General features: G+C 59.8%; 21 protein-coding genes and 7 pseudogenes. 13 read left to right on the top strand and 15 right to left on the bottom strand.

Annotation, left to right across the window (positions count from 1 at the left end; translation table 11 throughout):
* Positions 1 to 48: 48 nt before the first annotated feature.
* Together ATN84_RS25405 and ATN84_RS25400 are read left to right on the top strand one after the other, a co-directional pair.
* Positions 49 to 1,104 carry an endonuclease/exonuclease/phosphatase family protein gene (locus ATN84_RS25405; protein WP_068885310.1) on the top strand — a complete coding sequence of 352 codons (1,056 nt, stop codon included), beginning with the start codon at positions 49 to 51 and terminating at the stop codon, positions 1,102 to 1,104.
* Positions 1,105 to 1,256: 152 nt separating this feature from the next.
* On the top strand, positions 1,257 to 3,029 hold the full coding sequence (locus ATN84_RS25400) for an alpha-amylase family glycosyl hydrolase (RefSeq protein ID WP_082766505.1): 1,773 nt from the start codon (positions 1,257 to 1,259) through the stop codon (positions 3,027 to 3,029).
* Between the two features lie 1,111 nt (positions 3,030 to 4,140).
* On the opposite strand, the pseudogene ATN84_RS26525 reads toward ATN84_RS25400, so the two are convergent.
* Positions 4,141 to 4,607: pseudogene (locus tag ATN84_RS26525) on the bottom strand (isoprenylcysteine carboxylmethyltransferase family protein).
* 261 nt (positions 4,608 to 4,868) lie between these two features.
* On the opposite strand from ATN84_RS26525, the pseudogene ATN84_RS25395 reads away from it, so the two are divergent.
* Positions 4,869 to 5,103: pseudogene (locus ATN84_RS25395) on the top strand (phage integrase N-terminal SAM-like domain-containing protein); the annotation flags it as partial.
* A 38-nt stretch (positions 5,104 to 5,141) separates the two neighbouring features.
* On the opposite strand, the pseudogene katE reads toward ATN84_RS25395, so the two are convergent.
* From katE to ATN84_RS25370, 5 genes and pseudogenes are all read right to left on the bottom strand, one after another.
* Positions 5,142 to 7,266, bottom strand: a pseudogene (gene katE, locus ATN84_RS25390) (catalase).
* Positions 7,267 to 7,359: 93 nt separating this feature from the next.
* Positions 7,360 to 7,866, bottom strand: a complete 507-nt coding sequence (locus tag ATN84_RS25385) for a YciE/YciF ferroxidase family protein (RefSeq protein WP_068885308.1) — start codon at positions 7,864 to 7,866, stop codon at positions 7,360 to 7,362.
* 94 nt (positions 7,867 to 7,960) lie between these two features.
* Positions 7,961 to 8,672: pseudogene (locus ATN84_RS28105) on the bottom strand (IS110 family transposase); the annotation flags it as partial.
* A 108-nt stretch (positions 8,673 to 8,780) separates the two neighbouring features.
* Complete coding sequence (locus ATN84_RS25375) at positions 8,781 to 9,146, bottom strand: response regulator (protein WP_068885366.1); 366 nt, start codon at positions 9,144 to 9,146, stop codon at positions 8,781 to 8,783.
* 39 nt (positions 9,147 to 9,185) lie between these two features.
* Positions 9,186 to 11,720 carry a PAS domain-containing sensor histidine kinase gene (locus ATN84_RS25370; protein WP_068885307.1) on the bottom strand — a complete coding sequence of 845 codons (2,535 nt, stop codon included), beginning with the start codon at positions 11,718 to 11,720 and terminating at the stop codon, positions 9,186 to 9,188.
* Between the two features lie 231 nt (positions 11,721 to 11,951).
* Here ATN84_RS25370 and ATN84_RS25365 point away from each other — a divergent pair.
* Positions 11,952 to 12,593, top strand: a pseudogene (locus tag ATN84_RS25365) (alpha/beta fold hydrolase); the annotation flags it as partial.
* A gap of 280 nt (positions 12,594 to 12,873) precedes the next feature.
* Here the strand turns inward: ATN84_RS25365 and ATN84_RS25360 are convergent.
* Genes ATN84_RS25360 through ATN84_RS25345 form a run of 4 tightly spaced genes read right to left on the bottom strand, consistent with a single transcriptional unit; the run spans position 12,874 to position 15,442 of the window.
* Positions 12,874 to 13,368: a DoxX family protein gene (locus tag ATN84_RS25360; protein WP_153020391.1), complete on the bottom strand. Its 495-nt coding sequence runs from the start codon at positions 13,366 to 13,368 to the stop codon at positions 12,874 to 12,876.
* On the bottom strand, positions 13,355 to 14,164 hold the full coding sequence (locus tag ATN84_RS25355; RefSeq protein WP_068885306.1) for an HvfC/BufC N-terminal domain-containing protein: 810 nt from the start codon (positions 14,162 to 14,164) through the stop codon (positions 13,355 to 13,357). The genes ATN84_RS25360 and ATN84_RS25355 overlap by 14 nt, the downstream gene beginning before the upstream one ends.
* Complete coding sequence (bufB, locus tag ATN84_RS25350; protein ID WP_068885305.1) at positions 14,151 to 15,077, bottom strand: MNIO family bufferin maturase; 927 nt, start codon at positions 15,075 to 15,077, stop codon at positions 14,151 to 14,153. Before bufB ends, ATN84_RS25355 begins: the two co-directional genes overlap by 14 nt.
* Before the next feature lie 41 nt (positions 15,078 to 15,118).
* Positions 15,119 to 15,442: a BufA1 family periplasmic bufferin-type metallophore gene (locus tag ATN84_RS25345; RefSeq protein WP_068885304.1), complete on the bottom strand. Its 324-nt coding sequence runs from the start codon at positions 15,440 to 15,442 to the stop codon at positions 15,119 to 15,121.
* Positions 15,443 to 15,631: 189 nt separating this feature from the next.
* On the opposite strand from ATN84_RS25345, the gene ATN84_RS25340 reads away from it, so the two are divergent.
* The 3 genes from ATN84_RS25340 (at position 15,632) to ATN84_RS25330 (ending at position 17,580) form a co-directional block, all read left to right on the top strand.
* Positions 15,632 to 16,168, top strand: a complete 537-nt coding sequence (locus tag ATN84_RS25340) for a sigma-70 family RNA polymerase sigma factor (RefSeq protein ID WP_068885303.1) — start codon at positions 15,632 to 15,634, stop codon at positions 16,166 to 16,168.
* Between the two features lies 1 nt (position 16,169).
* Complete coding sequence (locus ATN84_RS25335; protein WP_068885302.1) at positions 16,170 to 16,808, top strand: NrsF family protein; 639 nt, start codon at positions 16,170 to 16,172, stop codon at positions 16,806 to 16,808.
* 160 nt (positions 16,809 to 16,968) lie between these two features.
* Entirely contained in the window at positions 16,969 to 17,580 is a 612-nt protein-coding gene (locus tag ATN84_RS25330) for a LysE family translocator (RefSeq protein ID WP_068885301.1), read from the top strand.
* Positions 17,581 to 18,052: 472 nt separating this feature from the next.
* On the opposite strand, the gene ATN84_RS25325 is transcribed toward ATN84_RS25330, so the two are convergent.
* From ATN84_RS25325 to ATN84_RS25310, 4 genes are all read right to left on the bottom strand, one after another.
* The gene (locus ATN84_RS25325; RefSeq protein ID WP_244491222.1) at positions 18,053 to 18,289 is read right to left on the bottom strand and encodes a hypothetical protein; all 237 of its coding nucleotides are present in this window, start codon (positions 18,287 to 18,289) and stop codon (positions 18,053 to 18,055) included.
* 66 nt (positions 18,290 to 18,355) lie between these two features.
* Positions 18,356 to 19,231 carry a LysR family transcriptional regulator gene (locus ATN84_RS25320; RefSeq protein WP_068885300.1) on the bottom strand — a complete coding sequence of 292 codons (876 nt, stop codon included), beginning with the start codon at positions 19,229 to 19,231 and terminating at the stop codon, positions 18,356 to 18,358.
* 34 nt (positions 19,232 to 19,265) lie between these two features.
* The gene (locus ATN84_RS25315) at positions 19,266 to 20,294 is read right to left on the bottom strand and encodes an LLM class flavin-dependent oxidoreductase (protein ID WP_068885299.1); all 1,029 of its coding nucleotides are present in this window, start codon (positions 20,292 to 20,294) and stop codon (positions 19,266 to 19,268) included.
* Between the two features lie 177 nt (positions 20,295 to 20,471).
* Entirely contained in the window at positions 20,472 to 21,131 is a 660-nt protein-coding gene (locus ATN84_RS25310; protein ID WP_046796893.1) for a hydrolase, read from the bottom strand.
* Positions 21,132 to 21,284: 153 nt separating this feature from the next.
* Here ATN84_RS25310 and ATN84_RS27970 point away from each other — a divergent pair.
* From ATN84_RS27970 to ATN84_RS25300, 3 genes and pseudogenes are all read left to right on the top strand, one after another.
* Positions 21,285 to 21,418: pseudogene (locus tag ATN84_RS27970) on the top strand (LysR family transcriptional regulator); the annotation flags it as partial.
* Positions 21,419 to 21,576: 158 nt separating this feature from the next.
* Positions 21,577 to 21,795, top strand: coding sequence for a BrnT family toxin (locus ATN84_RS25305; protein ID WP_244491227.1), 219 nt, complete (start codon positions 21,577 to 21,579; stop codon positions 21,793 to 21,795).
* Positions 21,792 to 22,106 (top strand): BrnA antitoxin family protein, encoded by a 315-nt coding sequence (locus ATN84_RS25300; RefSeq protein WP_068885298.1) that lies wholly within the window; start codon positions 21,792 to 21,794, stop codon positions 22,104 to 22,106. Before ATN84_RS25305 ends, ATN84_RS25300 begins: the two co-directional genes overlap by 4 nt.
* On the opposite strand, the pseudogene ATN84_RS27965 reads toward ATN84_RS25300, so the two are convergent.
* Positions 22,019 to 22,304: pseudogene (locus tag ATN84_RS27965) on the bottom strand (ATP-binding protein); the annotation flags it as partial. The gene ATN84_RS25300 and the pseudogene ATN84_RS27965 overlap by 88 nt on opposite strands.
* Positions 22,305 to 22,690: 386 nt before the next feature.
* On the opposite strand from ATN84_RS27965, the gene ATN84_RS25295 reads away from it, so the two are divergent.
* The 3 genes from ATN84_RS25295 (at position 22,691) to ATN84_RS25285 (ending at position 24,998) form a co-directional block, all read left to right on the top strand.
* Complete coding sequence (locus ATN84_RS25295) at positions 22,691 to 23,449, top strand: SDR family oxidoreductase (protein WP_068885297.1); 759 nt, start codon at positions 22,691 to 22,693, stop codon at positions 23,447 to 23,449.
* A gap of 210 nt (positions 23,450 to 23,659) precedes the next feature.
* Positions 23,660 to 24,490 carry an alpha/beta fold hydrolase gene (locus ATN84_RS25290; RefSeq protein ID WP_068885296.1) on the top strand — a complete coding sequence of 277 codons (831 nt, stop codon included), beginning with the start codon at positions 23,660 to 23,662 and terminating at the stop codon, positions 24,488 to 24,490.
* Positions 24,491 to 24,584: 94 nt separating this feature from the next.
* Complete coding sequence (locus ATN84_RS25285) at positions 24,585 to 24,998, top strand: cupin domain-containing protein (RefSeq protein ID WP_068885295.1); 414 nt, start codon at positions 24,585 to 24,587, stop codon at positions 24,996 to 24,998.
* The last annotated feature ends 15 nt before the right edge of the window (positions 24,999 to 25,013 follow it).

The raw sequence follows: 25,013 nt of genomic DNA, 5'->3' as shown, positions 1-25,013 counted from the left end.
TGCGATCCGCTTAATCCAAAGCGCCCTTCGAAAGGGTTTTCGAGAGAAATGAAATCCATTCTCGTTGCTTGCGGATGCCTGCTCATCGTCCTGACGTTGCTGTCGTTCGTGAAAAGTGCGAGATGGTGGATTCGCGCAGCGGATTTTCCGCGCCTCCAGATCGCTGCCGCGATGGCAGTTGTGATAGGCGCCTACCCGTTCCTCCATGGAGCGGAGGGCACATGGGACGCCATTTTCCTGATCACACTCGCAAGCGCGCTCGGATGGCAGTGTTTCCGAATATTTCCTTACACGATCATGGCGCCTCGGGAGGTTCTGAAGGCCGCTGGCACTGCAGACCCTGCAAACTCGATCCGCCTGTTGATCGCAAATGTTTTGATGGAGAACCGGGAAGCCAACAGATTTCTGGCTCTTGTGCAGGAAACTCGACCAGATATCATCCTGGCTGTGGAGACTGATGCCTGGTGGGATAAGCGTTTGTGCGACTTGGACCGCGACTATCCGCACTCGATCAGGCAACCGCAAGAAAATCACTACGGCATGCACCTCTTTTCCAAGCTAGAACTGGCATCGCCCGAGGTGCGCTTTCTAGTGGAAGAGGACGTGCCCTCCGTCCGCGCTTCGGTCCGCTTGCGATCCGGCCAGTGGATCGCATTCTTCGGCGTGCACCCGCGACCGCCGGAGCCGCGAACCGACACAGAGGAGCGGGACGCCGAAATCCTGATCGTCGGCAGACAAGTAAAGGCGCAGAGCCAACCAGCAATCGTTGCGGGCGATCTCAATGATGTCGCGTGGTCACACACGACTCGTCTTTTCCAGCGCATCAGTGGCACTCTGGATCCGCGACGCGGGCGCGGCATGTTCAGCACCTTCCACGCCCGATATCCGCTGTTTAGATGGCCTCTTGATCATATTTTCCACCATGCTCCTTACACGCTGGTCCGCCTGCAGCGCCTGCGCGACATCGGCTCAGACCACTTCCCGGTCCTGGCAGAGCTGAATTACAGTCCTAGCGCGGTCGGGGGGCAGGAAGCACCGGCCCCCGACCTGCGCGACCAAGCGGAAGCTCAAGAAAAGATCGCCGAGGGCAAATCTGCAGAGTAGGCGATTTGCGGCTTTTGAACAGTAGCGGCCAAAATGCACCGGAACCAAAGGGCTCACCGGCCGTTTGAATACGCCCTTTCCGGCCAGGATTCTCCGACATCATGTCGGCGCCACGGAGGTTTTCCATGCCCAAGCTAACAATCCGAGACGGGATGGGCGCCATCGTTCACGAGGATGGCGTCGCATTTCGGGTCTGGGCGCCACATGCCGACGCGGTCGGTATTGTGGGCTCGTTCAATGGCTGGTCGGACGACGAGGTCCCGATGGCGGATGAGGGGGGTGGGATCTGGTATGCCGATGTGCACGGAGCCAAACCCGGCGACGAATATCGTTTCCTGATCCGCAATGGTGAGCAGGTCCTGTCGCGCATCGATCCATATGCCCGGGCAGTAACGAGTTCCGTGGGCAACGGAATTGTCGTGGCGCCAGGTGACAGCTGGCACGAGGTCGACTTCCAGACACCGCCTTGGAATGAGTTGGTCATCTATGAAATGCATATAGGTACGTTCCATCGCCCGAGTGAAGAAAAGCGGGGAACGTTCGAAGACGCGAGCGAAAAACTCGCCCATTTGAAGCGACTGGGCGTTAACGCGGTGCAGATCATGCCGGCGATGGAATTCGCGGGCGACGTCTCGTGGGGCTATAATCCTGCCCATATCTATGCCGTCGAGAGTGCCTATGGCGGGCCTGACGGGTTCAAGGCCTTCATCAAGGCGGCGCACCAGCACGGAATCGCCGTGATCCTGGACGTCGTGTACAACCATTTTGGCCCGAGCGACCTTGATCTCTGGCAGTTCGACGGCTGGAGCGAAAACGACAAGGGCGGGATCTATTTTTACAACGACTGGCGCAGCGAAACGCCCTGGGGGGAGACCCGTCCCGATTACGGACGTGGCGAAGTCCGCCAGTTCATCCGGGACAATACACTGTTCTGGCTCGACGAATACCACCTCGACGGGCTACGCTTCGACATGACGCTCTATATCCGCAACGTGCGTGGAAACGAGGCAGAGGAAGGCGACGCCCTTCCCGAAGGGTGGAGCCTGCTGCAGTGGATCAATGGCGAGATCCGGGAACGGTTCCCGGGCCGCATCGCGATTGCCGAGGACCTGCGGAACAAGGCGGAAATCACGGGAGCGGTCGATTACGGCGGAGCCGGTTTCGGTGCCCAGTGGGACGCAGAGTTTGTCCATCCCATCCGCCAGGTGCTGATCGCTGCTGACGACGAGGCGCGCCACATGGCGACAGTCGCTCACGCGCTCGCACATTCCTATAACGAGGATCCGTTCCAGCGGATCATCTACACCGAATCTCATGATGAGGTGGCCAATGGGCGGGCACGCGTCCCGCATGAGATCGCCCCCGGCGATTCATCCCATTGGGCGGCACAGAAGCGCTCCACTCTGGGGGCGGCACTTATGTTCACCGCGCCGGGCATTCCAATGCTTTTTCAGGGTCAAGAGTTCCTGCAAGGCGAGTGGTTTCAGGACACCGTGCCGCTCGACTGGGATCAGAGCAACGAATTCAGCGGCATCGTCCGGCTCTATCGCGACCTCATTCGCCTTCGCCTGAACCGCTCTGCCCTCACCCGCGGTCTGCTGGCACGCAACATCACAATCCATCATGTCGATGAGAATCGGAAACTCCTCGCCTTCCACCGATCGGCGGAAAGTGGCCCGCGGGACGACGTGATCGTCGTCGCGAGTTTCAGCCACGCGCCGCAAGAGGCCCATCGTATCGGCTTTCCCCGCCATGGCTTGTGGAAACTGCGCCTGAATACTGATTGGGTTGGCTACAGCGCCGATTTCGGCAATTTCTCCAGCCAGGATGCCATTGCTGAACTCGGCGAATACGACGGAATGACATGTTCAGGCGAGGTCTCGGTCGGGCCCTACAGCGCCCTGATTTTTTCACAGGACGAGTAGTAGCCAGGCCGAAATAAGTGGTGCGGTCTCAGTCGCGTGCGGTTTGATAACGTCAGGTGCGACCTTGTTTGAGCGGCCACTCGGCGTCCCCGACCAAATACTCATATCAAAAATGGCGGCGCGATCAGTCATAGCGTTCCGCGAACACCTCCGCGTAAGCGTGTGAGGCGCATTGACGACCAGGATAGCGTCGCCCCGTTCCGATCATCGCCTTGCAATCGTTAGGGGCGTTCTGTTATTTTCTCCCGCCACCACGATTGCCGTTGAACAGGTGGCGGCCGGCTTCACATGTTCCGCTACACCATGTGGGGCCGGTTTCGCTTGATCGACCGCGAAGGTCGACGCAACTCTGTCTTCGCCTTCTGCAGGATGACCAAAAGCGTATTTATCAGCCGTTCGAAGACGATACGGGTCGTCACCGGTTCGATTTCGCCATCGATAGCTATTGTGGAACAGTCAGTCGCTGAGCGCATTGAGCAGCTTGTTCCTATACTCTTAAATCGCCTTGGATATCTCGGATCCTTTCTGGTTTGGTTCATCGCAACGCTTGTATCCTGGCACTGTTGGGGATCCTCTGAGGAGGAGGTTTGCCGCGTTACAAACGGGCGCTGCGGGCCGGGCGGGACAGGTGCTCGTCTGCCGATGCGTTGGCCAGGTGAAGAAACCGGGAAAATCCACCTGTTCACCATACCGCCGTGCCCGGTTGACGCGGCCCGCAGCTTGGCCAAAACGAATTCGGTGCGGTTCGGTTCCTCTACGGTGGCTACTCGACTGATATCGAACCGTCACGAATCCATCGGCGAAGTCAGGCGGCCCTGTTTTCCTTGATGCGAGTGGAATAGATCGCCGCCATGGCGCTGATAGCAAAAGTAAATTGAGATGCAGAAGTTTAGAACGCCTGCAGAAACCATAAAGTAAAGTAACCATACCAGCGTGAAGCAGCGTTTTACTACTCTTAATCTCTACATTAGTGGAAATTAAGTGCACTTCGGAGCGCGACAATCAAATAATCTCGGCACATCTAACCTGTCAAAGAAATTGTTTATCCCAAGACGACTTGTCGCAGGTGGACTAGGGCGGATATCGCTTGATGGTCTCACCTGGCTCGTCTCTATGCGATTCTTGAAGAAGTGGGACCCGGGGACGTCTTGTTTGCCGTCGAGCACAAGGCTGAGAGTGCTGCAGTTTCGGCTCTGATGCGGACGAAGGGGAGGATGGCGTTCACGATCGTGAACAAAAATGCATAATACGGCAAGACCAGCGGCAGGACGGCTATCTCGGGTGTGAGAAAAACCAATACGGACCGCTTCTCACGAGCGGTGCGCCCGGCAGAACGATGATGCGGGTCGTCCATCGGCGGCCTAGCGTTACGAGCACCCAGAGTCTCATAATCTGCAACACGCCGAAACATCCAAGCCACCAAGGGTTGATTGGCCGGTTCCAGGCAAGCAGCCATAGCCCCGCAATCTACGAGGCATGGACCAGCACTAGGAACGGGTAATGTGCAGGTGCGTGTTCGTATCCACCCAGCGCTAACAGCCGGGCCGTGTTGCGGCGAGAAAGCCACAGCTCGATCAGCCGCTACGCTGTTATGAAAGCGAGGATCAGGCTGGAGGCGGTCACGTCGCTCTCGCAAGGGTTACGCAGCTTGCGGCGAAGCCAGGACCCAGCGCGAGCACCGCCGCATTTCGTGGCAACCCTGCCCGCAAGACCTGCGCGGACCTGTGGGGATTGAACGAAGCCGCTAACGCGGCATTTGGCGGCCCGGTTTGCGGGCGACGCTTCTGTTTTGAAGGATTGCGGCTGTTGAAGCGCAATCTTGAGAACAGGAGCAATGAGATGGCCGAGATGAGCCCACTTCGCCGGCGCATGATCGAGGACATGACGATCCGTAATCTGTCGCCGGCCACGCAACGATCCTATGTGCACGCCGTGGCGAAGTTTTCGCGCTACTTTGGCCGGTCCCTGGACCGGCTTGGGCTGAAAGACGTTCGCGCCTTTCAGGTGCATCTGGTCTCGATCGGGATATCGTGGCCGGCGCTGAACCAGACGGTGTGGGCTGCGGTTCTTCTTCAGTGCGGACACGTCCTCTTACTAAAACCGTACTAAAGGCTACGAAGCCGTGCCGAACTTCACCGATGGTTCGCGCCCCCAGACACGCAACTTGCCGAGCTCTGCTATGAAACCGGAAAGGCCGCCTTCGCCAGCTAGAGCGAGGACGCCTTCGTCGAGAGCGTCGGCGATGCCTGCCTTCTCCAGCAATGGCGTTGACGAATTGTCGTAGCCGATGAACTTGCAGTGCTGGAAGGCGTCCGCCACAAAGTCGCGCGCCATCGCTTCCTTCACCAGGTCGTCGATTGCATCGGCGGAAGTCAGTAGCGCGACGGCGTCGAACAGTACGGACGGTCCACCGTCGATCATATATTGCGCCGCGATCCACGTTCTATCAGAGGCGGTGACGCCGCCAACCTTGGGCGCGATCAACTCGCAGACTGCTTTTTCCTTCTCGATAGCGGTCATAAGACCCTTCAGCAACTTGGCGTCTACGCCATCGGTCAAGCTTTCGGCCCTCAAAACGTTTCGGACCGCGCTCGACGATGCTGAGTGCCGGCGAGGGCTCCATATCCTGACGCGGTGGCACGGCGGCAGGGGCCGGATTGGGCATCGACTGGAGACCGAGCTTGTGGGCGACCGTGGTTGCCAGCGTCTCGTCGATGTTGCGGAGGTGGGATACCATTCGCTCGCGAATCGCTGGCGTCTCAACCTTGCTGAGCTCGAAGGTCAGCGCAGCCTGAATGTGGCGCTGCTCTGGCGGCGTCTGGCTGACGTAGAACTGCCGGGCTTGGCTGTAGTGGTCGGCAAAGCTCTCCGGCCGCAAGCGCGCCTTGGTTCCCTGCTCTTCGGCGGGGAAATGGCGATAGCCGCGGGTTGGCGATTCACGCGGGCCTTCACCGAAGGAATTCGGCTGGTAATTGACCCGGCCGACGGGATTGCGCATCGACATGTGGCCGTCCTGCTGGAAATGCGCGAAAGGACACTTCGGCGCATTGATCGGAAGGTGCGTGAAGTTCGGTCCGCCGAGACGTTTCAATTGGGTGTCGAGATAGGAGAAGTTGCGGCCCTGCAGCAGCGGGTCGTTGCTGAAGTCGATGCCCGGCGGCACGTTCTGCGTCATGAAGGCGACCTGCTCGGTCTCGGCGAAAAAATTGTCCGGCATCCGGTCGAGCACGAGGCGCCCGACCGGTTCGGGCGTCAGGATTTCCTCGGGAATGATCTTCGTGGGGTCGAGCACGTCGAAATCGAAACTGTCAGCAAAATCCTGGTCGAAAAGCTGCACCTGCAACTCCCATTCCGGGAAGTTGCCGGACTGGATCGCCTGCCACAGATCGCGGCGATGGAAATCCGGGTCGGCACCATTGATCTTAACGGCCTCGTTCCAGGCGACGGACTGGAGACCGAGCTTCGGCTTCCAGTGGAACTTCACAAAGGTGGACTCGTCCTTGGCGTTGACGAACCGGAACGTGTGAACGCCGAACCCCTCCATGAAACGGAACGAACGAGGGATGGTCCGGTCGGACATGATCCACATGACCATGTTCATGCTTTCGGGCGTCAGGCTGATGAAATCCCAGAAAGTGTCGTGGGCGGTCTGCGCCTGCGGAAAGGCCCGGTCGGGCTCCTGTTTCGCGGCATGGATCAGATCGGGAAACTTGATGGCGTCCTGGATGAAGAAGACTGGGATATTATTGCCGACGAGATCCCAGTTCCCCTCCTGCGTGTAGAGCTTGACCGCAAAGCCTCGCACGTCGCGGGCAAGGTCTGCCGACCCCTTGTTGCCAGCGACGGTCGAGAACCGCACGAAGGCCGGCGTGCGTTCGCCAGGGCGCTGGAAAAGGTCGGCCTTGGTATAAGCGGCGAGCGATTCATAGGTTTCAAAGAAGCCGTGGGCGGCATACCCGCGCGCATGAACTACCCGTTCGGGAATGCGCTCGTGGTCGAAGTGAAAGATCTTCTCACGGAAGTGGAAGTCGTCCATGACGAGCGGCCCGCGCAAGCCGATCCGTAGCGAGTTCTGATCGTCCGCGACCGGTCCGCCTTGGGCGGTCGTCAGCACAGGCGCATCGCCTTCAGCAATCTGGTGAAGTTCGCCGCCGGCCCCCCGTCGCAGTTTCATGTCGTGGATGGTGGCGCTGACGTTTTTGCCGTCCTGTGACTTGGCGGGGGCTATCTTGGTCATGATGATGTTCCTCGGTCGGGCTGTCCGGAAGGCGCCAATGCGTTCAAAGACAATCAGGCCGCCCTGGAAGGCGGCCTGATTTGGCTTGACCCGTTAGCTGGCTTTCTTCTGGGTTCCCTTTGCATTTGCCAAGGCTTCGCCGAGTGCCGTCAACTTCTGATCTGTGGCGATCTCCTCCTGGAGATTGGCATCGAGAAGCGGGATAGCGTCCTTCAGGCCAAGCTGTTTGGCCCAGGCCTTGAGCGTACCATAACGGGCGATCTCATAGTGTTCGACCGCCTGCGCCGATGAGATCAGGCCAGCATCGAGTGCGGCCGTGCCCTTGTAGTCCTCCATAATTTCCTCGCCCTCGGCGATGATCCCCTGAATGGCTTCGCAGGTCTTGCCGCGGGCCGGCTTGCCAAGCAGTTCGAACACTTGTTCCAGACGCTCGATTTGGCCCTGAGTCTCTTCGCGGTGCTGCAGGAAGCCGGCTTTACCCTCTTCCGACTGGGCAGCACGCGCCATCTTCGGCAGAGCTTTCAGAACCTGCTTTTCGGCGAAGTAGATGTCCTTGAGCGTATCGAAGAAAAGGTCGTTGAGTGTCTTTTCAGCGGGCATTTGTGACTCCGATCAGAATTTCGAGAGGGATGGACAGAAAACCTTCGAAAGGCATGATCGTTCCACGGCTTCGAAAAAATCATTGGGACTGAGCCTGTGGGGATTGAACGAAGCCAATGTCACCGATGGCAGCCATCAGCCCGGTCGCTACGGTAAGGTTGATCCCGGGGATCGTGAGCAGACGCCTGACCGCCGGATCATCCGTCGTCCCTTCGGCGATCTGTCGGTCGAGGATTGCAAGGTCTTCGCCAAGCCGGTCGAGTTCACGTATATGCCTCTCGATTGCAATCTGCTCATCCGCGTGCAGAGGCTGGCGCTTGAGCCAGTCCCGCCCCCGGTTGTTGAACAGATCGGCATGCGGGCACGTCGGGATCAAATGGGCATGCAGGATGGAATGGACCTCTTGATCCGTGTCAGATGCCGAACAACCTGGTAGCGCCGCGCCACGAGGCCCGCATCCGCTCGGTAGCTGCGTCCGGCGTCCAGATCTCCCGCAAATAACCCGCGGCATGCAAGCTCGGCAAAGTGCCCGCATCGATCTTGTCGGTCTTTACATGGGCCTGTGCGATCGCCTTGACCTGCAGCGGATTGGCAATCGCCACTCTGCGCACAAAAGGCGACAGGACACGAGACACCGCCATGCAGTTGCCCGCCGCCTCGATCACCACTTCGTCCGTTACCGAGAGGCTCCTGCCAAGACCCTCCAAGGCTGTTCGTGTCATGTCGACACGGCCGCCGTGGCGTAGCCGGCCGTCAACAACGGGAGCGGCGGGGAAGCCGAAGAGCAGTACTACGCCATGCTGGATGAACCAGCCATGGCCGCATAACTTAAACGAAATAGCCTCCGGCAAACCCGGCGCGGTTCAAAGCCAACCTGCAGTGAAAATCATCACGTACTCGCGTCGATGAACGGTTCATCTTCTGATGATCTGCCGCAACAACTTCTGTAGATCCACCATTGCAAATGGTTTGGCGAGAACGGGGGTGCCAGCAAACTTTGAATCCAGACCGCTGGCGCCATAGCCCGTCGCGAACACGAACGGAATGCCACGCTCCTTCAGTAATTCTGCAACCGGATAACTCGGCTTTCCGTCCAGATTGACGTCGATAATCGCCAGGTCGAATGTGCCCGTCCTTGCAGCGTCAAGCGCCTCCTGCATCCGTGATACGACAGCGCCAACCTCATGGCCGATGTCCATCAGCATGTCTTCGACGAACATGGCGACGAGCGCCTCATCCTCGACCACAAGCACGCGAAGTTTCTTTTCCGAATGGCTCATCCCTTCGACCCCTTCAAGCAAACGATATGGCAAAAGCAATCATGTCAACGGCATCGCGATTTCACACACCACCCCGCTGGGCGCGAATGAGAGCGCCACCTGCGCATCGAACTCACGATGAAGCGCACGCTCGAGAAGGCGGCTGCCGAAACCTTTCCGCGTCGGCAACTGGACTTCCGGCCCACCAAATTCCTCCCAGCGCAATTGGAGACGACGCGTCCCGTCAGCCCCGACGGCTTGCCAATCAATCTCGATGCAGCCGGTGTCGTTTGACAGGGCGCCGTATTTGGCCGCGTTTGTACAAAGTTCGTGAAATGCCATCGACAGTGAGAGCGCGAGTTTCGGCCTGAGACGCAAGACAGGCCCCGAAACCCGAACGCGCTCCTCAGGTCGGACACAAATTGGCGCGATCGTGTGGACGATCAGTTCGTCGAGCTGGATGCCTTCCCAATCCTCGCGGGTCAGGACGTCGTGGGCGCGCGACAAAGCAATCAGCCTGCTTTCAAACTGTTGGAACGCGGGGCTGTGCGCCTCACCGCGAAAAGACTGTGAGGCCAGAGACTGAACCATGGCCAGGGTGTTCTTCACCCGATGGTTCAGCTCGTTGACCAGTAACTGCCGACGCTCCTCGTGGCGGCGCTTGGCGGTAATATCCCTTGCAATCTTGGAGGCGCCGATCACCTTGCCGCGGCCGTCCTTGAGAGGCGAGACCGTCAGCGAGACGTCGATGAGGCTCCCGTCCTTGCGCATGCGGACGGTCTCATAGGGAACGACACGGTCGCCCCGGCGGATGCGGTCGAGGATCTCTGGCTCCTCCTCCTGGCGATCCGGCGGAATCAGAATGTTGACGGGCTTGCCTATGACCTCCGCCGCTTCGTATCCGAACAGACGTTCCGCGCCTGCGTTCCAGGTCTGAATAACGCCTTGCGCATCCTTGCTGACGATCGCGTCGTCGGAGAACTCGACGATCGCCGCAAGGCGCCCGGCATACTCTTCGGCCTTTTTCTGTTCTGTCACGTCGACCAGCATGTTGATCGCGCCCACTAGCCTGCCGTCGGCATCGCGCAACGGCGTTGGATAGGGGATGAATGGGACACGTGTGCCATCCGGACGCTCCGCGACCGCCTCTATCCCTCGGACAGGTCGATTTTCCTTGAGCGCGACAGCCATGGGGCACTGGTCGTGGGGGAGCGGCGTCCCGTCCGCATTATAGAGGCGCCAAGTGACGCACCACTTGTCTCCTGGTCGCGGTGTCCGTCCCGCCATGTCGACCGCAGCCTGGTTGAAAAAGGTGATCCTTCCCTCGGCGTCGGTCGTGTAGACGGCCGCCGGCAGTGCCTCGAGCAACTCGCGCATCTGGCGTTCGCTCCGAAGGATTTTATCCTCCATGCGTTTGGCTTCTGTCACGTCCTGGATCACGCGGACCCCATAGCGAAATTGGCCGGAGGCATCCCGTACGCAGGACCCAGAAACATCGAGGTATCGAAGTGTTCCATCCGGTCGCACCGCGCGCTTGCGCATGGAGTAATGGCTGATTTCACCGCGGATCTGCTGCGCGTAGAGCGCGGAATCGTGCTGACGGTCATCCACGTGCGTGTAGTCGAAGAACGTCATGTTCAGGAGCTCTTCGCGAGAGCGTCCCAACATCTTGCAGACGGCGTCATTAACGCGAAGCAGCCGGCCCTCCGCGTCTGCTTCGGCGATCCCGATGGTTGCGGCCTCATAGGTAGCCGCCAAGCGCTCCTCGCTCTCGCGCCGCGCAGTCTCAGCCTCATGAACGCTTGTAACATCGGTGGTGAAGCAGCGCGTATTAACGAATTTTCCGTCGCTGAATCGGCTGTTCGAGGTAATCAAGACATGCTTGATCGAACCGTCCCGAGCCCGCAATCGCGCGGGATAACGATCAAGCCTCTCTCCGCAAGAGAGCCGGTGCAGGATATCGCCGATAACCGGGGCGTCGGCGTGGAACTCCGCGATGTGGCGTCCGACATAGTCGTCCGCGTCATAGCCAAGCAAGGAGAGCTCTGCCTTGTTGGCCCGCAGGATAATGCCTTCACCGCTCACGATGTGAAGACCTATAGCGCTGTTCTCGAAGAAATCTTCGAGGTCCGCGGCTTTACTTCGCACTTCACCTTCCAGTGCCTTGCGCTCGGAAATGTCCTGGAAGCAGTTGACGGCTCCCTGAATCTGGCCGCGATGGTCCCGCAAGGGGCGGATGTTCACAAGGGCAATGATTCGAGAGCCGTCCGGCCGTTCCATCACGACTTCAGCATTGTGTGTCGCCACGCCGGCCCTTACGGCCTCGGCCATCGGGCATTCGTCGGGGGAAAGCGGGGTACCGTCCAGGCGGAACAAGCGGTGGGATCCGCAAAAGCGGTCCTTCGCTCCGTCAACTGCCGGGACCCTTCCCCATAGCTTCGAGGCTTCCTTATTGAAACGCACAAGCCATCCGTCGTGATCGCACACGTAGACAGCACCTGGTATAGCTTCGAGCAACGTAGGTGCGGCAGCGACGAAGGCATCGTACTCAGTCAGCCTGCGTGAGGCGTTTGGAAATTCCTCGACGTTCGACATTTGCCCACCTGGTTCAAACTGATGCTTCTTCTTCGGCGAGGCTAGGCATAACGAAACGCTGGCGACCGAAAAATTCCGATGAATCTTCGATTATGAACAACGCAACGCGCGCGCAAGCCAATTGTTCCGTGATCGACTCGTCTTTGTTGTCAGCTCTGGCATCGTCAATGCGCATCAGATGCCTTAAGTGGATGAAAACGATCGGGGATCGTCAGGTCCAGAGGATGCTTGCTGTCGGTGCTCATCCACAATAACGTGAAGATCGCGGGCCCGGGCACGCACTCGATGATGTTCGCCCATGGCTTCAGCTGCGACCAGAATATGTGACGCTTCATCGCGCCTGCGTTCGAGGACAGCTTCCGGACGGTCCTGTTTGACAACGTCGGTGCGGGTGGATCGGATTTGTCCGCTTTCTCTCCCGCCAGGTACAACCACCTGCCGGGCTATGCCGACGATATCGTCGAGCTAGGGCAGGCGCTGTACATCAATGGCGGGGTTTTCGTGGGACATTCGGTCAGCGCCATGGTCGGCATTCTGGCCGCCAAGAAAGCTCGGGAGCTTTTCGAAAACCTCGTACTGATCGGCCCGTCGCCGCGCTATATTGACGACGACGGCTATATTGGCGGGTTCAGCGCGGATCAGATCGAGGAATTGCTCGATTTTCTCGACAGCAATCATATGGGCTGGTCCGCGGCGATGGCGCCGGCGATCATGGGCAACCCTGACAGGCCCGAGCTTGGCGAGGAGCTGACCAACAGCTTCTGCCGAACCGATCCCGAGATCGCCAAACATTTTGTCCGCACAACCTTCATATCAGACAACCGGGAGGATCTGGCGGGCCTGGAGGCGCGGGCGCTCGTGCTACAGTGCAGGAGGACGCCAAGTGTCTTGATGTCGGAATCGGCACGTGTGAAATACAGAATGGGATCTTCCTGCGTTGCCGCAATCCACGAAAAATCATCTGCGGCAAACGTCCCCTTCAGATTGGTCAGCATGCTCATAAAGTGCGTCATCGTATTGATCCCCAGCGTCAGTCCATCCGGTTTGGCATGAGCAGCGATCAGCACTGGAAAATTGCAGGTGCCATCAGCAAATGATCGGGTTGGGCGAAACCGGAATTTCGGCTCGGGTACCAAACGTCAGATGTTCACGACTACTTTTCATGGTTGCCGATCAGATGATCGAGCGAAATCCGGCCCGGACCCCTCGCCATGACGGCGAGTGCCATTGCCGCCCAGGTCAGGTGAAGCGGCCAACCGGAAGGCACCGTCAGTTGAACGACGATGGTCATGATCAGAAGTCCCAGTGCGGCAAATCGTGTCATGAGACCGAAGACGAGGAGAATGGGCAGCAGGATTTCCGCCGATCCTGCTGCGAATGCCATGGCGACGGGTGCAGGAAAGGCGTAGGGACCACCCGGCAGATGCAGCTTGAACTCGCTGCTGAAGAGAAGCACCGCGACATCGTTCAGTTGCAGAAACCCGTCCCATTTGTTGATGCCGGAGCGCCAGAAGGGAACGGCGAGCGCCAGGCGCAAGACGAGCTGTGTCAGAGACGGTGGGGCAATCGCACGCACAATGGCGTCGGCCTGTCCCAGAAGCCCGGGCCAGCCACGGTTGCCGGCAGACTGCCCTTCAGTGGCCATCATTTTCGTCTCCTCCAATTGCTGTGAATGCGCCTGCCCCAACCATCCCGGCGATATTGGCAGTGAGGTCGAATTGCGGGCTCTCCTCGAGCGCGGCGGCGGCGGCCATGCCGAGCGATCCGCCCTCGATGAGATGCATCAGAAAGATCGCGCCACCGGGTGGCAGCCGCCTAATGATCACCTCGAGATGAGGCCTAGTGACCAGTGCATCCTCCGGTTCCACCGCGTCAATGGGACCGACCGGACCATCGCCCCGGTTCGCCGCGAAAATGCTGACCGCCGGAAATCGCGAGCGCAGGATCCGCGTCGAGGGATGCGGCGTCAGAACCGCATCGGCCAGACGCGGCGCCGGAACCGCTGCCAGCGATTCCGGCGGCAACGGCTCGGCATCCGCGGCATGATAGGCGTCGAGCCATGCCCGTTCGATCCGCGCCACATCCATCAGCCAAGGCATTTGACGCGCATATTCGTAGTTTTCGATGAAATCCGGAAAATCACGGCCGTACTCGAACAGAAGCGGCGACGTCGGCGGCGTGGCGCGCACGTGGAACCGCGCCATCGCCCGGAAGAAATCCGTGCCGGTAATGCGCTGCGTTGCCGGAAACACCGCCGCCAGCGCATCGATCAGGCTGACCGTCACATTGTTGCGATAAACATCATAGCGCTTCTTCGCGGCCTTGCCGTTTGGCCCGCGGACAGCCGCAGGCGCCGCCCGTTCCGGGTCGAGCAGGGCCGGCGTGAAATCATCCGCATAAGAAAACGGGGTAATACCCCGCCCGTGCTGTTCAGCCGACCGCATGGACTTTTTCCCTCGTGGTGCTGCCTGCATGGCGATCAAGGATCGCCTGGGCCGCTTCGGCCTCCGCCTTCAGCACCGGCCAATCAGGAATGGCGCTATCCCATTCGACAAGCGTCGGGATCGGGCCGCTCCGGCCGATCACCCGGTCGAAGAGCTTCCACACAGCATCGGCGACCGGGCCATCATGGCTGTCGATGAGGAGCAACTCGCCCTCGTCATCGCTCTGCTCGGCATGGCCCGCCAAGTGAATTTCGCCCACATGCTCCAGCGGGAAATCCGCGAGGTAATCGAGCGCGGAATAGCCTTGGTTGGTGGCTGAAACGAAGACATTGTTGATATCGAGCAGCAATCCGCATCCCGTGCGCCTCACCAGTTCGCGCAGGAATGCCGTCTCGCTCATCGTCGATTCCGCGAAGAGAACATAAGTCGACGGGTTTTCCATCAGGATCGGCCGGCCGATCGCCTCCTGCACCTCGTCGACGTGATCGGCGACGCGTGTCAGCGTCGCCGGCGTATAAGGCAACGGTAGCAGGTCGTTATAGAAAGTCGTCTCATGGGTCGACCATGCGAGATGCTCCGAGACAAGCGCCGGCTCATAGCGCCCGATGAGCGATTTGAACCGTCCGAGATGCGCCTTGTCGAGCGGCTGCGGCCCGCCGATCGACATGCATACCCCATGCAGCGAGACGGGATGATCGCGGCGGATGCGGGTTAGCGCATCATGCGGCGGGCCTCCGGCACCCATGTAATTTTCCGCATGAACCTCGAAGAAACAATGCTGCCTGCCGGCGGCAAGGATCGCTGGCAGGTGCTCGTGTTTGAAACTCGTGCCGGCGAGCCCTTCCGTGGCATGCGCCGGAAAGCAGGAGGCTTCCGACGCGCCCCTTGCAGGATGTGCCGTCAAATCGTTCATCGTGACCTCCCCTTTCCGGCGAATGATCTGGAACTCTGAACTTATGATGGAACGTCGCGCGTCAGCGGCTCGGGCGAGCCCATGCGATCGCCGGGCAGCTTCATGGTGGCGCAGGTGCCGCCATCGACGAATTTCCAGGCATTGCCCTGATAATCCACGGTGGAGGTGCCCTGACAGGTCGTGCCCGGACCGGCGGCACAGTCATTCTGGCCGGCCATGGCGACGCCGTAGCACTTCTCCATACCCTTATCCATGGCCTCCTTCACCTGCTCCTGCGACAGCGGCGCAGCACCGGCAGCCGATGCAAGCGCGGTCGCGACGGCACTGGCCAGAAAGGCCGAACTCACGGTTGATCTGATGGACATATCTTACTCCTCGGGTTGGTTGCTCGGCGCGCCGGCTTTCCAGGCGCGCCATGACCAATTCGCTCGCAAGTCGCCTTGTGTTACATTTCGCTGTACACGAATTCGTGATTGGCGTTTTCCGCCGTGCGCACGAATTTTGCCGGCCCTGTAACAAAGGGCCGCTTGCGAGCGTATTGGGAGGAGCGAGGCTTGAACGGCAAGGACGAAGAAGAACTTGCCCAGTTGATGCGAACCGCGATTGCGGGAGATGAACGCGCCTATGGCGAGTTCCTGCAGCGGGCATCCCGCCTTGTACGTGGTCTGGCTCGACGAAAAGCCGGCCAAGGCGGGATCGACCCGGAGGATATCGTGCAGGAAACGCTGCTTGCGGTCCATACGAAGCGCCACACATGGCGCACGGACAAGCCGATCACGCCGTGGCTCTACGCCATCGCTCGCTACAAGCTGATCGACGCATTCCGCCGCCGCGGTCGTCGCGTGGAGGTGGAGATCGGCGAAATCGCGGATGTTTTTGCCACCCCGGAGCCGGAGACCGTCAGCGACCGTGAGATCGGACGCGCGCTCGAGATGCTGGCGCCCGGCCAGCGCTCGGTGGTTGCGGCGATCTCCGTCGATGGGCGCTCGATCGGCGAGACGGCGAGGAGCCTCAATATGACTGAAACGGCAGTGCGGGTGGCGCTGCATCGCGGGCTGGCGGCGATCGCCAAGCGGTTTGGGCGGAACTGAGATGGATACCAACGAACTGATCAAAGCCTTGGCGGCGGATACACAGCCGCGCAAGCCGTCGCTTTCGACCACCTGGCGGAGTGCTGTGGCCATCGCCATTGCCGCTGCCGCCATCGTGTTTTTCGTGACGCTGGGTCCCCGGCTTGATATCGCCGCCGCCGCCGAGACGATCCGCTTCCTGTTCAAATTCGTCGTTACGGTCGTGCTCGCGGCAAGCGCCTTCATTGCCGCCCAGGCTTTGTCGCGGCCGGGCAGCGCATGGCGCCGGGCATTGCCTTATCTTGCGGCAGCGCCCGTTCTGTTAGTGCTGGCAATAATCCTGGAGCTCTTCGCCCTGCCGCCCGCGACATGGTCAGCCCGTCTGATCGGGACGAACAGCATGGTATGCCTCACCTTTATCCCACTGATCGGTATCGGCCCGCTCGCCATCTTTCTCATGGTCTTGCGCCATGGCGCACCGACCTCACCCGCGCTTGCCGGAGCGGTCGCGGGTTTGCTCGCGGGAGGTATCGCCGCGACATTCTACGCCGCGCACTGCACCGATGATTCCCCGCTTTTCGTGGCGACCTGGTATACGATTGCTGTCTCCATACTTGCAGTCATCGGAGCCCTTGCCGCCAGTCGCCTCGCTCGTTGGTGATGGTCCTTAAAAAAATATGCGCAGCGTCCGTGGTAACGTGGACGGTCGGGCGGGGCGACTGGCCAAGGAAGCTGAGCGGAACATTCAAGCCAGGCCAACGTGCTCTGCACTGGACAAGTTTCTCTCGTCATGCATCCTCGCCCCCCGGAGGAGCTTCGCCATGATGCCTGAAACCTATACCGCCTATGTAATTGTGCTTGCCGTAGCAACTGTCGTGCCCGGTCCGACCAACATGCTGATCGTCGCAAATGGTGTCCGACATGGCGTGCGAGCCGGGCTCTTGAATGTCGCCGGCACGCTCGTGGGCCTCTCGATCATGGTCGCGGTGGCCTGCGTCGGCCTGACCTGGCTAATCCAGCTTGCCGGCAACTGGTTCGCCTGGATCAAACTCCTGGGCGCGGCCTATCTCTGCTGGATCGGCTGGAAGATGATCCGGTCAAGCGGTGAGAGAAGCGACATGCGCACAGAAAGCGCACGCGGCGGCTTCTTCCTGCAGGGTCTGCTCGTTTCACTCGGCAACCCGAAACAGCTTCTCTTCTTCGGCGCCCTCCTGCCGCAATTCATCGACCCCGCGGGGAACCAACCATTACAGATTGCCGTTCTGGGTGGCACGGCACTCCTCTTCTCTCTCGTCTCCGACGGCTCGTATGCGATGGCGGCCGGCGGCATCGGGCGGAGACTGAGCACCCAGGCCATGCGTCGGATCGGGCGCCTCGGTGGAGGTTTCCTGGTCTGCGGTGGCTTATGGCTTGCCTTTTCCCGGATACGTTAGGCCAACAGCCTGTTGATTTTCTAATGAGAAGAGAGCCGGGAAAGGAGTAAACCTTCTGACTAATCACGGGAACAGAAAAACTGGTACGCTCTGAGGCCCCAACGAAGTACAGTGCATGATGTCGCTGCACCAATCGGTCGTTGGAAAGCCCCGCCAAAGCACTTGGATAACCGCAAGGAGCGTCATAGACGCGCGCTATTCAAATCATTCAACCCGACTATCCGTATCATGGGGTTGGACGGCGAAGGCTGGACGGTTGGGTTGCCGAACGCTTTTATAGGGAGCATCAGTGCCGCTTCCGCGGTCGACACGCTAACGGAGAGCGGCAGCTAAGTCTGCTGCGACGATACCCTACGGTTAGCTTTCCGCACGCGAAGGTCTATCTGCCGGACGAAGATGCCACCATCACCGTCTGGTGGCAGGGCGACATGGGGAAACTATTTCGCCAGCGATCCCGCCGCCGATATCCGCGTTAAGGCCGAGATCGATCTGGCCGCCCATCAAGCGCGAACAGATGCAGCGGATCGGTGGGAGACGGCTGTAAGTCGAACCGCTCATAGAGCGGACGCGCCGCGTCGTTCTTGGCGTGAACCACGAGTGCGCGGACCCCGGCAATGTCGGCCACTTGCGGCGTCCGCAGAATGGCATCGCGCAACAACCCCGCGCCGACTTTCTTGCCCGGCCCGCCTCGTCCAACCGCTCCTTCCATTCGGCAATCCAGGAGAGCTGTGTCGCAAAAAGCGGAATGCGCAGCCGATGCGTCAACACGCAGATCTTACAAATGCGGATTTCTTTCGAATGATTCGATCAGGAACTCCGAGAGGATGCGCACTTTTCGCGCCGGGTGCGGGCTGGGTGGCCGAACGACGTAGACCCCACCGACCGGTAGCGGAAAACGGGTCATGACCGGAACGAGCGCGCCGGACGCAAGGTATTCATGGGTAACACAATCGGGAAGCCACGCTATACCAAGCCCAGCTACGGCCGCGCTGGCGAGCGCCGCGCCGTTGTCGGAACTGAAGCGACCCTGCGGCTGCACAGTGACGACCTTGTCGCCATCCATAAATCGCCACGCCTCAGCACCGACCAGGGCTTGATGAGCGGCGATTTCGTCCGGCTTTTCAGGTGAACCATGCATCCTGATATAATCCGGGCTCGCTACCAGCTTGCCGTAAATCTGACCGACGCGTCTTGCGATTAGGTTCGAGTCACGCAGGGCACCGACCCGGATTGCACAGTCGAACCCATCGGCGATGAGGTCGACGAACCGATCGCTATACTCGGCATGGATCTGAAGCTGCGGATGGTGGCGTGCCATCTCCGCGAGCACGGGTGCAAAGTGTATCGGGCCCGATGTCAGCGGGACGGCCACCCGCAAGCGCCCGCGAAGGTCACCAGCAGGCGAGATCGTTTCCCGCGCAAGGTCGATCTCAGCACAAATTCTGGCGGCATGTTCTCGAAACGTAGTCCCGGCTTCCGTGAGACCGGCGCCACGGGTCGTTCGTGCAAGGAGCTGAATGCCAAGCGCTTCCTCAATCCGGATGAGGCGCCGGCTGACCATTGACTTGGAGATACCCAAACGACGTGCTGCGGGAGAAACGCCCCCGGCATCGGCAACTTCGACGAATGTCCGCAGCTCTTCGATATCCATTCGGCGTTCCCCGCTTTGCGATACGACCTGGCACCTATGCCTGCCGAACGATCGGCGCCACCTCGTTGCCCAGAAGCTCGATGGATTGCTTCATCGCTGCCGTGTCGAGGGAGGCCGTGCTCATCTGAAAGGTGATGCGCGAGACGCCGCCAAGCGTTTCGCTGGCCCGCAGCATCTTGGCAGCGACCGTCTTCGGGTTACCGACCAGGAATGCGCCATCCGGGCCTGCCATGACGTCAAATTGCTGGCGCGACGGGGGCGACCAGCCGCGCTCACGACCGATCTTCGAGGTGAGATGTGCCCAGCCGGGAAAGAATGCATCCCTGGCTCCGATATCGGTCTCGCCGACGAATCCCATTGCGTGAACACCGACCTTGAGCACCTCGGGGCTATGCCCCGCGCGAGCGCCTGCCTCGCGATAAAGGTCGACAAGCGGACGGAAGCGCTCGAAGCTCCCGCCGATGATCGCGATCATCAGCGGAAGGCCAAGCGCACCGGCACGAACGAAGGATTGCGGTGTGCCACCTACGCCGATCCATATTGGGAGCCGCGGTTGATGCGGACGCGGAAAAACGCCTTGCCCCTTGAGGGCCGGACGGAAGCGACCTTCCCATGTCACATTGGTCGTCTCGCCAAGCTGGAGAAACAGATCGAGCTTTTCCGCAAAAAGGTCGTCATAGTCGCGTGTGTCCAGACCGAACAGCGGATAGGCTTCCACGAAGGAACCTCGGCCGGCAACGACTTCCGCACGGCCTGCGGAAATCAGATCGAGGGTTGCGAACTCCTGAAAGACCCGCACCGGGTCGGCAGCGCTCAGAACCGTCACTGCACTCGTCAATCTGATCCGGCTGGTTCGCGCCGCTGCCGCGGCCAGAATGACAGTCGGTGCAGAATCGAGAAACTCCTCGCGATGATGCTCGCCTATGCCGAAGACATCGAGCCCGACGCGGTCCGCGACGACGACCTCCTCGATGAGTTCGGCCATACGCTCGGTCGCCGAAGGAAGCTTGCCGGAGATCGGATCCGGCAGGATGGCTGCAAAACTGTCGATACCGATTTCCATTTTTAGCCCCTGGATATTGTCAGTCTACGCCGGCGACTGACGCTGGAAATTCATCATGCGTACAATCAAGCCGGTGCTTCGGACTTCGACCTGTCATGAAAAGGGACGACGAGATACACCCCACCGTCCGGGCTCGTGCGATACGTTCATCGAGAACCCCGTCATCCCCGTTAGGTTCTAGTGCCCGCCTTTGGTGGTCGGCACCGGCGTGTTGAGCAACTGCTGCTCCCAAAGATAGGCGATGCCGCTGCCGCTGAAGTGCTGGATGAGAATCTGGGTCAGCTCCTCGACATGCCCGGTGCGCGCCCAATCGCGTTGCCATTCGCCAGCAAGCGCCATCACGGTCATCACGTTCGCGCCGGCCGCAATCATTCGCTGGATGGCAACTTCGTGAGACTCCTTCGAAATCCCGCCCGACGCGTCAGTGATCACGGTCACATCCCAGCCTTCGCCGGCGGCCTGGATGACAGGCATTGCGACGCAGACCTCGGTCCACAGGCCGGCGATGATCAGTTGCTTGCGGCCGGTCGCCTTGACGACGTTCACCACATTCTCGTCCTGCCAGGTGTTCACCCAGGTGCGATCGATGACTTCCTGGTCCGGAAATACGTCGGTGATCTGCTTAAAGAGAAGTCCGCCGCGCGCCGCGATAACGCTGGTGAGAATGGTCGGAACATTGAAGGCTTTTGCCAGCTTCGCCAGCGCGGTCGTCTGGTTGACCACAGCTTGCGGATCGTGGCTGTTCAGGTTCGCCAGCTGGTAAGGCTGATGATCGATCAGAACGAGGACGGAGTCTTCGGGGCGGAGAAGTGAGTCGAGACCGTTACGAAAGGTCATGGGTTCATCCTGTGTTGGCGGTTTGTTGAAGCGCGTTTGCTCAAAAGACATGGGCCCTCCGAGACGTTGTCGCGGGATGAACCCTGTCATTCCTGTTTGTGGTACGGTAGTCCTTGTCTGTGCCAAGCTGTGTCGCAGAATGAGGAACGCTGAGTGGATATCGAAGATCTCCGGACACTCATCAAAGTTGCTGATGCGGGAGGCGCCGCTTCGGCCGCGCTGTGCCTGGCATCTCCAAGCCGATGGTCAGCCGACGGCTTGTGCGGCTTGAAGCGGAGCTTGGTATGTCGTTCGCCGAACTCGACCAGATCGCGTCTAGCTAGGAATGGGTTCTCCAGCTTGTACGTACAAAAAATCATTAATTGTATATACGATTATTCTTGCGTAACAGCACGAATTAATGTACGTACATTTTATGAAGATCACATGAGACGAACCTAAGCGACTGACCAACATTGACAAGCATGGCTTGGACTTCGCTGATCTGAACTTCGAGTTCTTCCTGTCGGCCAAGGTTGCCCCTGCGAAGGAAGGCCGCTTTGTTGCCATTGGCGAATTCAACGGCCAAATCATCATTGCCGTGGTGTTTCGCCCTCTCGGCTCCGAAGCCCTTTCGGTGATCTCCATGCGCCCCGCAAGCCAGAAGGAAAGGAGGCTCCTATGAGCATCAAGTTTTCCTCTAAGCGCCCCCTCACAAAGAAAGAGGAGGCAGAAATCCAAAAGATGATCGAAGCTGATCCGGATAACCCGGAACTGACCGACGAGCAAATCGCCGAGGCGAAGCCATTCAAGGAAGCTTTCCCGCGTCTGGCAGAGCAGATGGAGAAGGCTGTTCGAGGCCGTCCGCGCCTTGAGAAGCCAAAGACGCCCGTGACCATCCGACTGGATCAGGATGTTGTCGATCGGTTCAAAGCCACTGGACGAGGCTGGCAGGGCCGCATGAACGATGCCTTGCGCAAGGCCGTCGGTCTGTAAACGGAAACCGGCCTCACATGGGTGTCAACGGGACATATGAGGCCGGCTACCACCTCTCCATCGCCGCCCCCATGGTGGCCCCTGACGCTGAAGCGCCAGGATTTTTCCGGCTTCAACAATATCGCAATGATGGCTCAAGCGACTGAGGAGCGCCGTGGTCATCTTGGCATCATCGAACACCGTCGGCCATTCACCGAAGGGGAAAACTTATTGCGCCTCCCCGGGAGCCCCGGTTTTGTGAATGCTGGCCGCTGCCTCATGCCATTTCGACCAGATTGATACCCCCCTCCCGCCCCAAACTCCCCCTTCTCTGGAAGCATCGGTCCTAGACCTTCGCATCATATGACCGATCCGTCTGTTGGATAGGCTCGCGCATCGAGTCGGCGCATTCTCCTGCATGTCAGACGACCGCAACAGGAGAAAACCCGTGGTCATCGCGGGCACATCCCGCGCTCATGGTTTCGCATCCCGGCGAGGTCACCTCGCTCATCGAAGACGCCGCAAAGGCGCCGTGATGCGAGCCGCCCGATTGGCCGATCCAGGCAGATAACTCAACCCATGGAATGCGAACAAGGAGGTTCGATATGAAGATCGTGATTATTGGCGGCACCGGGCTCATCGGGTCGAAGACGGTCGAGAGGCTGCGCAAGAAGGGCCATGAAGTGATCGCCGCATCGCCCAATAGCGGCGTGAACACCATTACGGGCGAAGGATTGGCCGAGGCTCTGGCAGGAGCGCAGGTTGTCCTCGATCTGGCGAATTCCCCCTCGTTTGAGGACAAGGCCGTCCTTGAGTTCTTCGAGACCTCCGGTCGAAACCTGCTCGCCGCGGAAGCGAAGGCTGGTGTGAAGCACCACATCGCGCTCTCGATCGTTGGGACCGAACGTCTGCCTAATAGCGGATATCTGCGTGCCAAGATGGCCCAGGAAAAACTGATCAAGCAATCCGGAATACCCTACACCATCGTTCGCTCGACGCAGTTCTTCGAGTTCCTGGGCGGCATCGCTCAGTCCGCGACGGTCGGGGATACTGTTCCCCTCCCCTCCGCCTATTTCCAGCCGATCGCGTCCGACGACGTCGCCGACGTCATGGCCGATGTGGCGCTCTCCGCGCCGATCAACGGCATGATCGAGATCGCCGGGCCCGAACCGGTCCGCATGAGCGACCTTGTCGCGCGTTATCTGAAGGCAACAAACGATCCCCGCAAGGTAATCGCGGATCCTCACGCCCGCTATTTCGGCACGGAACTGGACGACCGGTCGCTCGTCCCTGGCGACAATCCGCGTATCGGCGCGAAGCGCTTCGAAGATTGGTTCAGCCAGGCTTCGCTCCAGCGGCACTGATCCACCAGACATGCGCGGGCCGCGTGCTCAAAGTGAAGGAGCGAAACCTTGAAAGACAGCTTTCTTTCCCCATCAGGAGCATCACGCCGTGATGTCTTGCTGGGTGCGCTGGCCGCCACGGTTGCGGCTGGTCTGCCAATGACTGCGCCCGCGCAGGCACAACGGGCGCAAAACCTTCCCTCTGACCATTCAGACAAAGGAACAATGACAATGAGCACGATCACCACCAAGGACGGTACCGAAATCTTCTACAAGGATTGGGGACCGAAGGATGCCCAGCCGATCGTCTTCCACCACGGATGGCCGCTGAGCGGCGACGACTGGGATACGCAGATGCTCTATTTCCTCGATAAAGGATGTCGCGTTATCGCCCATGACCGGCGCGGCCACGGTCGCTCGTCGCAGGTGAGCGACGGCCACGACATGGACCATTATGCCGCTGACGTGGCGGCCGTGATCGAGCATCTCAACCTCAGGAACACCATCCATATCGGCCATTCCACCGGCGGCGGCGAAGCGGCCCGCTATGTGGCCCGCCATGGCAAGGAACGCGCGGCAAAGCTAGTCCTCATCGGCGCGGTGCCGCCGATCATGGTGAAGACGCCGGCCAATCCAGGCGGATTGCCGATCGAGGTGTTCGACGAATTGCGCAAGTCACTGGCCGAGAACCGGACGCAGTTCTACGTCGATTTCCCTTCGGGTCCGTTCTACGGCTTCAACAGGCCGGGCGCAGAACCCATTGCGAGCGTCATCCAGAACTGGTGGCGGCAGGGCATGATGGGCGGTGCGAAGGCACATTACGATGGCATCAAGGCGTTCTCGGAGACCGATTTTACCGAGGATCTCAAGGCCATCGACGTGCCGACGCTTGTCATGCACAGCAAGGACGACCAGATCGTGCCGTTTGCCGATTCCGCACCGCTATCGGCAAAGCTCCTGAAAAACAGCGTGCTCAAGGTTTACGAGGACTTCTCGCATGGCATGTGCGCCACGCATGCCGATGTGGTGAATCCCGACCTGCTCGCGTTCATCAGGTCATAGGCTCGCGCCCATTTCTGGCGAGAGCCCGGTCGCCGGCCGTTCCCCTCCCGCGCCGGCGATCCCCCATCCTCAACCACCAACTGGAGCCAAGACAATGAACAGGACATTTCTCTTTGCCACAGCCCTCTTCGCCACCTTCGCGACCGGGGCCCTGGCCGGCGGCTCGCATGGCGACAAAGTCATGCTGGTCTTCGATCACAAGCTGCCCAACGTGCCGGGCAAGAGCATGCGCGCCGTATTGGTCGAGTATGAGCCCGGCGGCATGTCTCCGGCTCATACGCATCCGAATTCGGCCTTCATTTACGCGACGGTTCTCGAGGGCGCGATCCGCAGCAAGGTCAATGATGGTCCGATAACCACCTATCGCGCCGGCGAAAGCTTTGCCGAGCTTCCGGGTGACCGCCACGGCGTCAGCGAAAATGCCAGCACAACCGAGCCCGCCCGCCTGCTGGCGGTATTCGTCGTTGACACCGACGAAACGGAACTGACGACACCCTACGACGAATGAAGTCTAGGATTTCTG

The organism is Paramesorhizobium deserti, from assembly GCF_001558695.1.
In the GTDB taxonomy this organism is placed as follows: domain Bacteria; phylum Pseudomonadota; class Alphaproteobacteria; order Rhizobiales; family Rhizobiaceae; genus Paramesorhizobium; species Paramesorhizobium deserti.
This window is presented reverse-complemented; position numbering and strand designations above follow the sequence as displayed.

Coding starts and splice junctions, on each gene's coding strand:
- ATN84_RS25405 (WP_068885310.1), top strand. CDS start 49: ATGAAATCCATTCTCGTTGCTTGCGGATGCCTGCTCATCGTCCTGACG.
- ATN84_RS25400 (WP_082766505.1), top strand. CDS start 1,257: ATGGGCGCCATCGTTCACGAGGATGGCGTCGCATTTCGGGTCTGGGCG.
- ATN84_RS25385 (WP_068885308.1), bottom strand. CDS start 7,866: ATGCCCGCTGAAAAGACACTCAACGACCTTTTCTTCGATACGCTCAAG.
- ATN84_RS25375 (WP_068885366.1), bottom strand. CDS start 9,146: ATGAGCCATTCGGAAAAGAAACTTCGCGTGCTTGTGGTCGAGGATGAG.
- ATN84_RS25370 (WP_068885307.1), bottom strand. CDS start 11,720: ATGTCGAACGTCGAGGAATTTCCAAACGCCTCACGCAGGCTGACTGAG.
- ATN84_RS25360 (WP_153020391.1), bottom strand. CDS start 13,368: ATGATGGCCACTGAAGGGCAGTCTGCCGGCAACCGTGGCTGGCCCGGG.
- ATN84_RS25355 (WP_068885306.1), bottom strand. CDS start 14,164: ATGCGGTCGGCTGAACAGCACGGGCGGGGTATTACCCCGTTTTCTTAT.
- bufB (WP_068885305.1), bottom strand. CDS start 15,077: ATGAACGATTTGACGGCACATCCTGCAAGGGGCGCGTCGGAAGCCTCC.
- ATN84_RS25345 (WP_068885304.1), bottom strand. CDS start 15,442: ATGTCCATCAGATCAACCGTGAGTTCGGCCTTTCTGGCCAGTGCCGTC.
- ATN84_RS25335 (WP_068885302.1), top strand. CDS start 16,170: ATGGATACCAACGAACTGATCAAAGCCTTGGCGGCGGATACACAGCCG.
- ATN84_RS25330 (WP_068885301.1), top strand. CDS start 16,969: ATGATGCCTGAAACCTATACCGCCTATGTAATTGTGCTTGCCGTAGCA.
- ATN84_RS25325 (WP_244491222.1), bottom strand. CDS start 18,289: ATGGAAGGAGCGGTTGGACGAGGCGGGCCGGGCAAGAAAGTCGGCGCG.
- ATN84_RS25320 (WP_068885300.1), bottom strand. CDS start 19,231: ATGGATATCGAAGAGCTGCGGACATTCGTCGAAGTTGCCGATGCCGGG.
- ATN84_RS25315 (WP_068885299.1), bottom strand. CDS start 20,294: ATGGAAATCGGTATCGACAGTTTTGCAGCCATCCTGCCGGATCCGATC.
- ATN84_RS25310 (WP_046796893.1), bottom strand. CDS start 21,131: ATGACCTTTCGTAACGGTCTCGACTCACTTCTCCGCCCCGAAGACTCC.
- ATN84_RS25300 (WP_068885298.1), top strand. CDS start 21,792: ATGAGCATCAAGTTTTCCTCTAAGCGCCCCCTCACAAAGAAAGAGGAG.
- ATN84_RS25295 (WP_068885297.1), top strand. CDS start 22,691: ATGAAGATCGTGATTATTGGCGGCACCGGGCTCATCGGGTCGAAGACG.
- ATN84_RS25290 (WP_068885296.1), top strand. CDS start 23,660: ATGAGCACGATCACCACCAAGGACGGTACCGAAATCTTCTACAAGGAT.
- ATN84_RS25285 (WP_068885295.1), top strand. CDS start 24,585: ATGAACAGGACATTTCTCTTTGCCACAGCCCTCTTCGCCACCTTCGCG.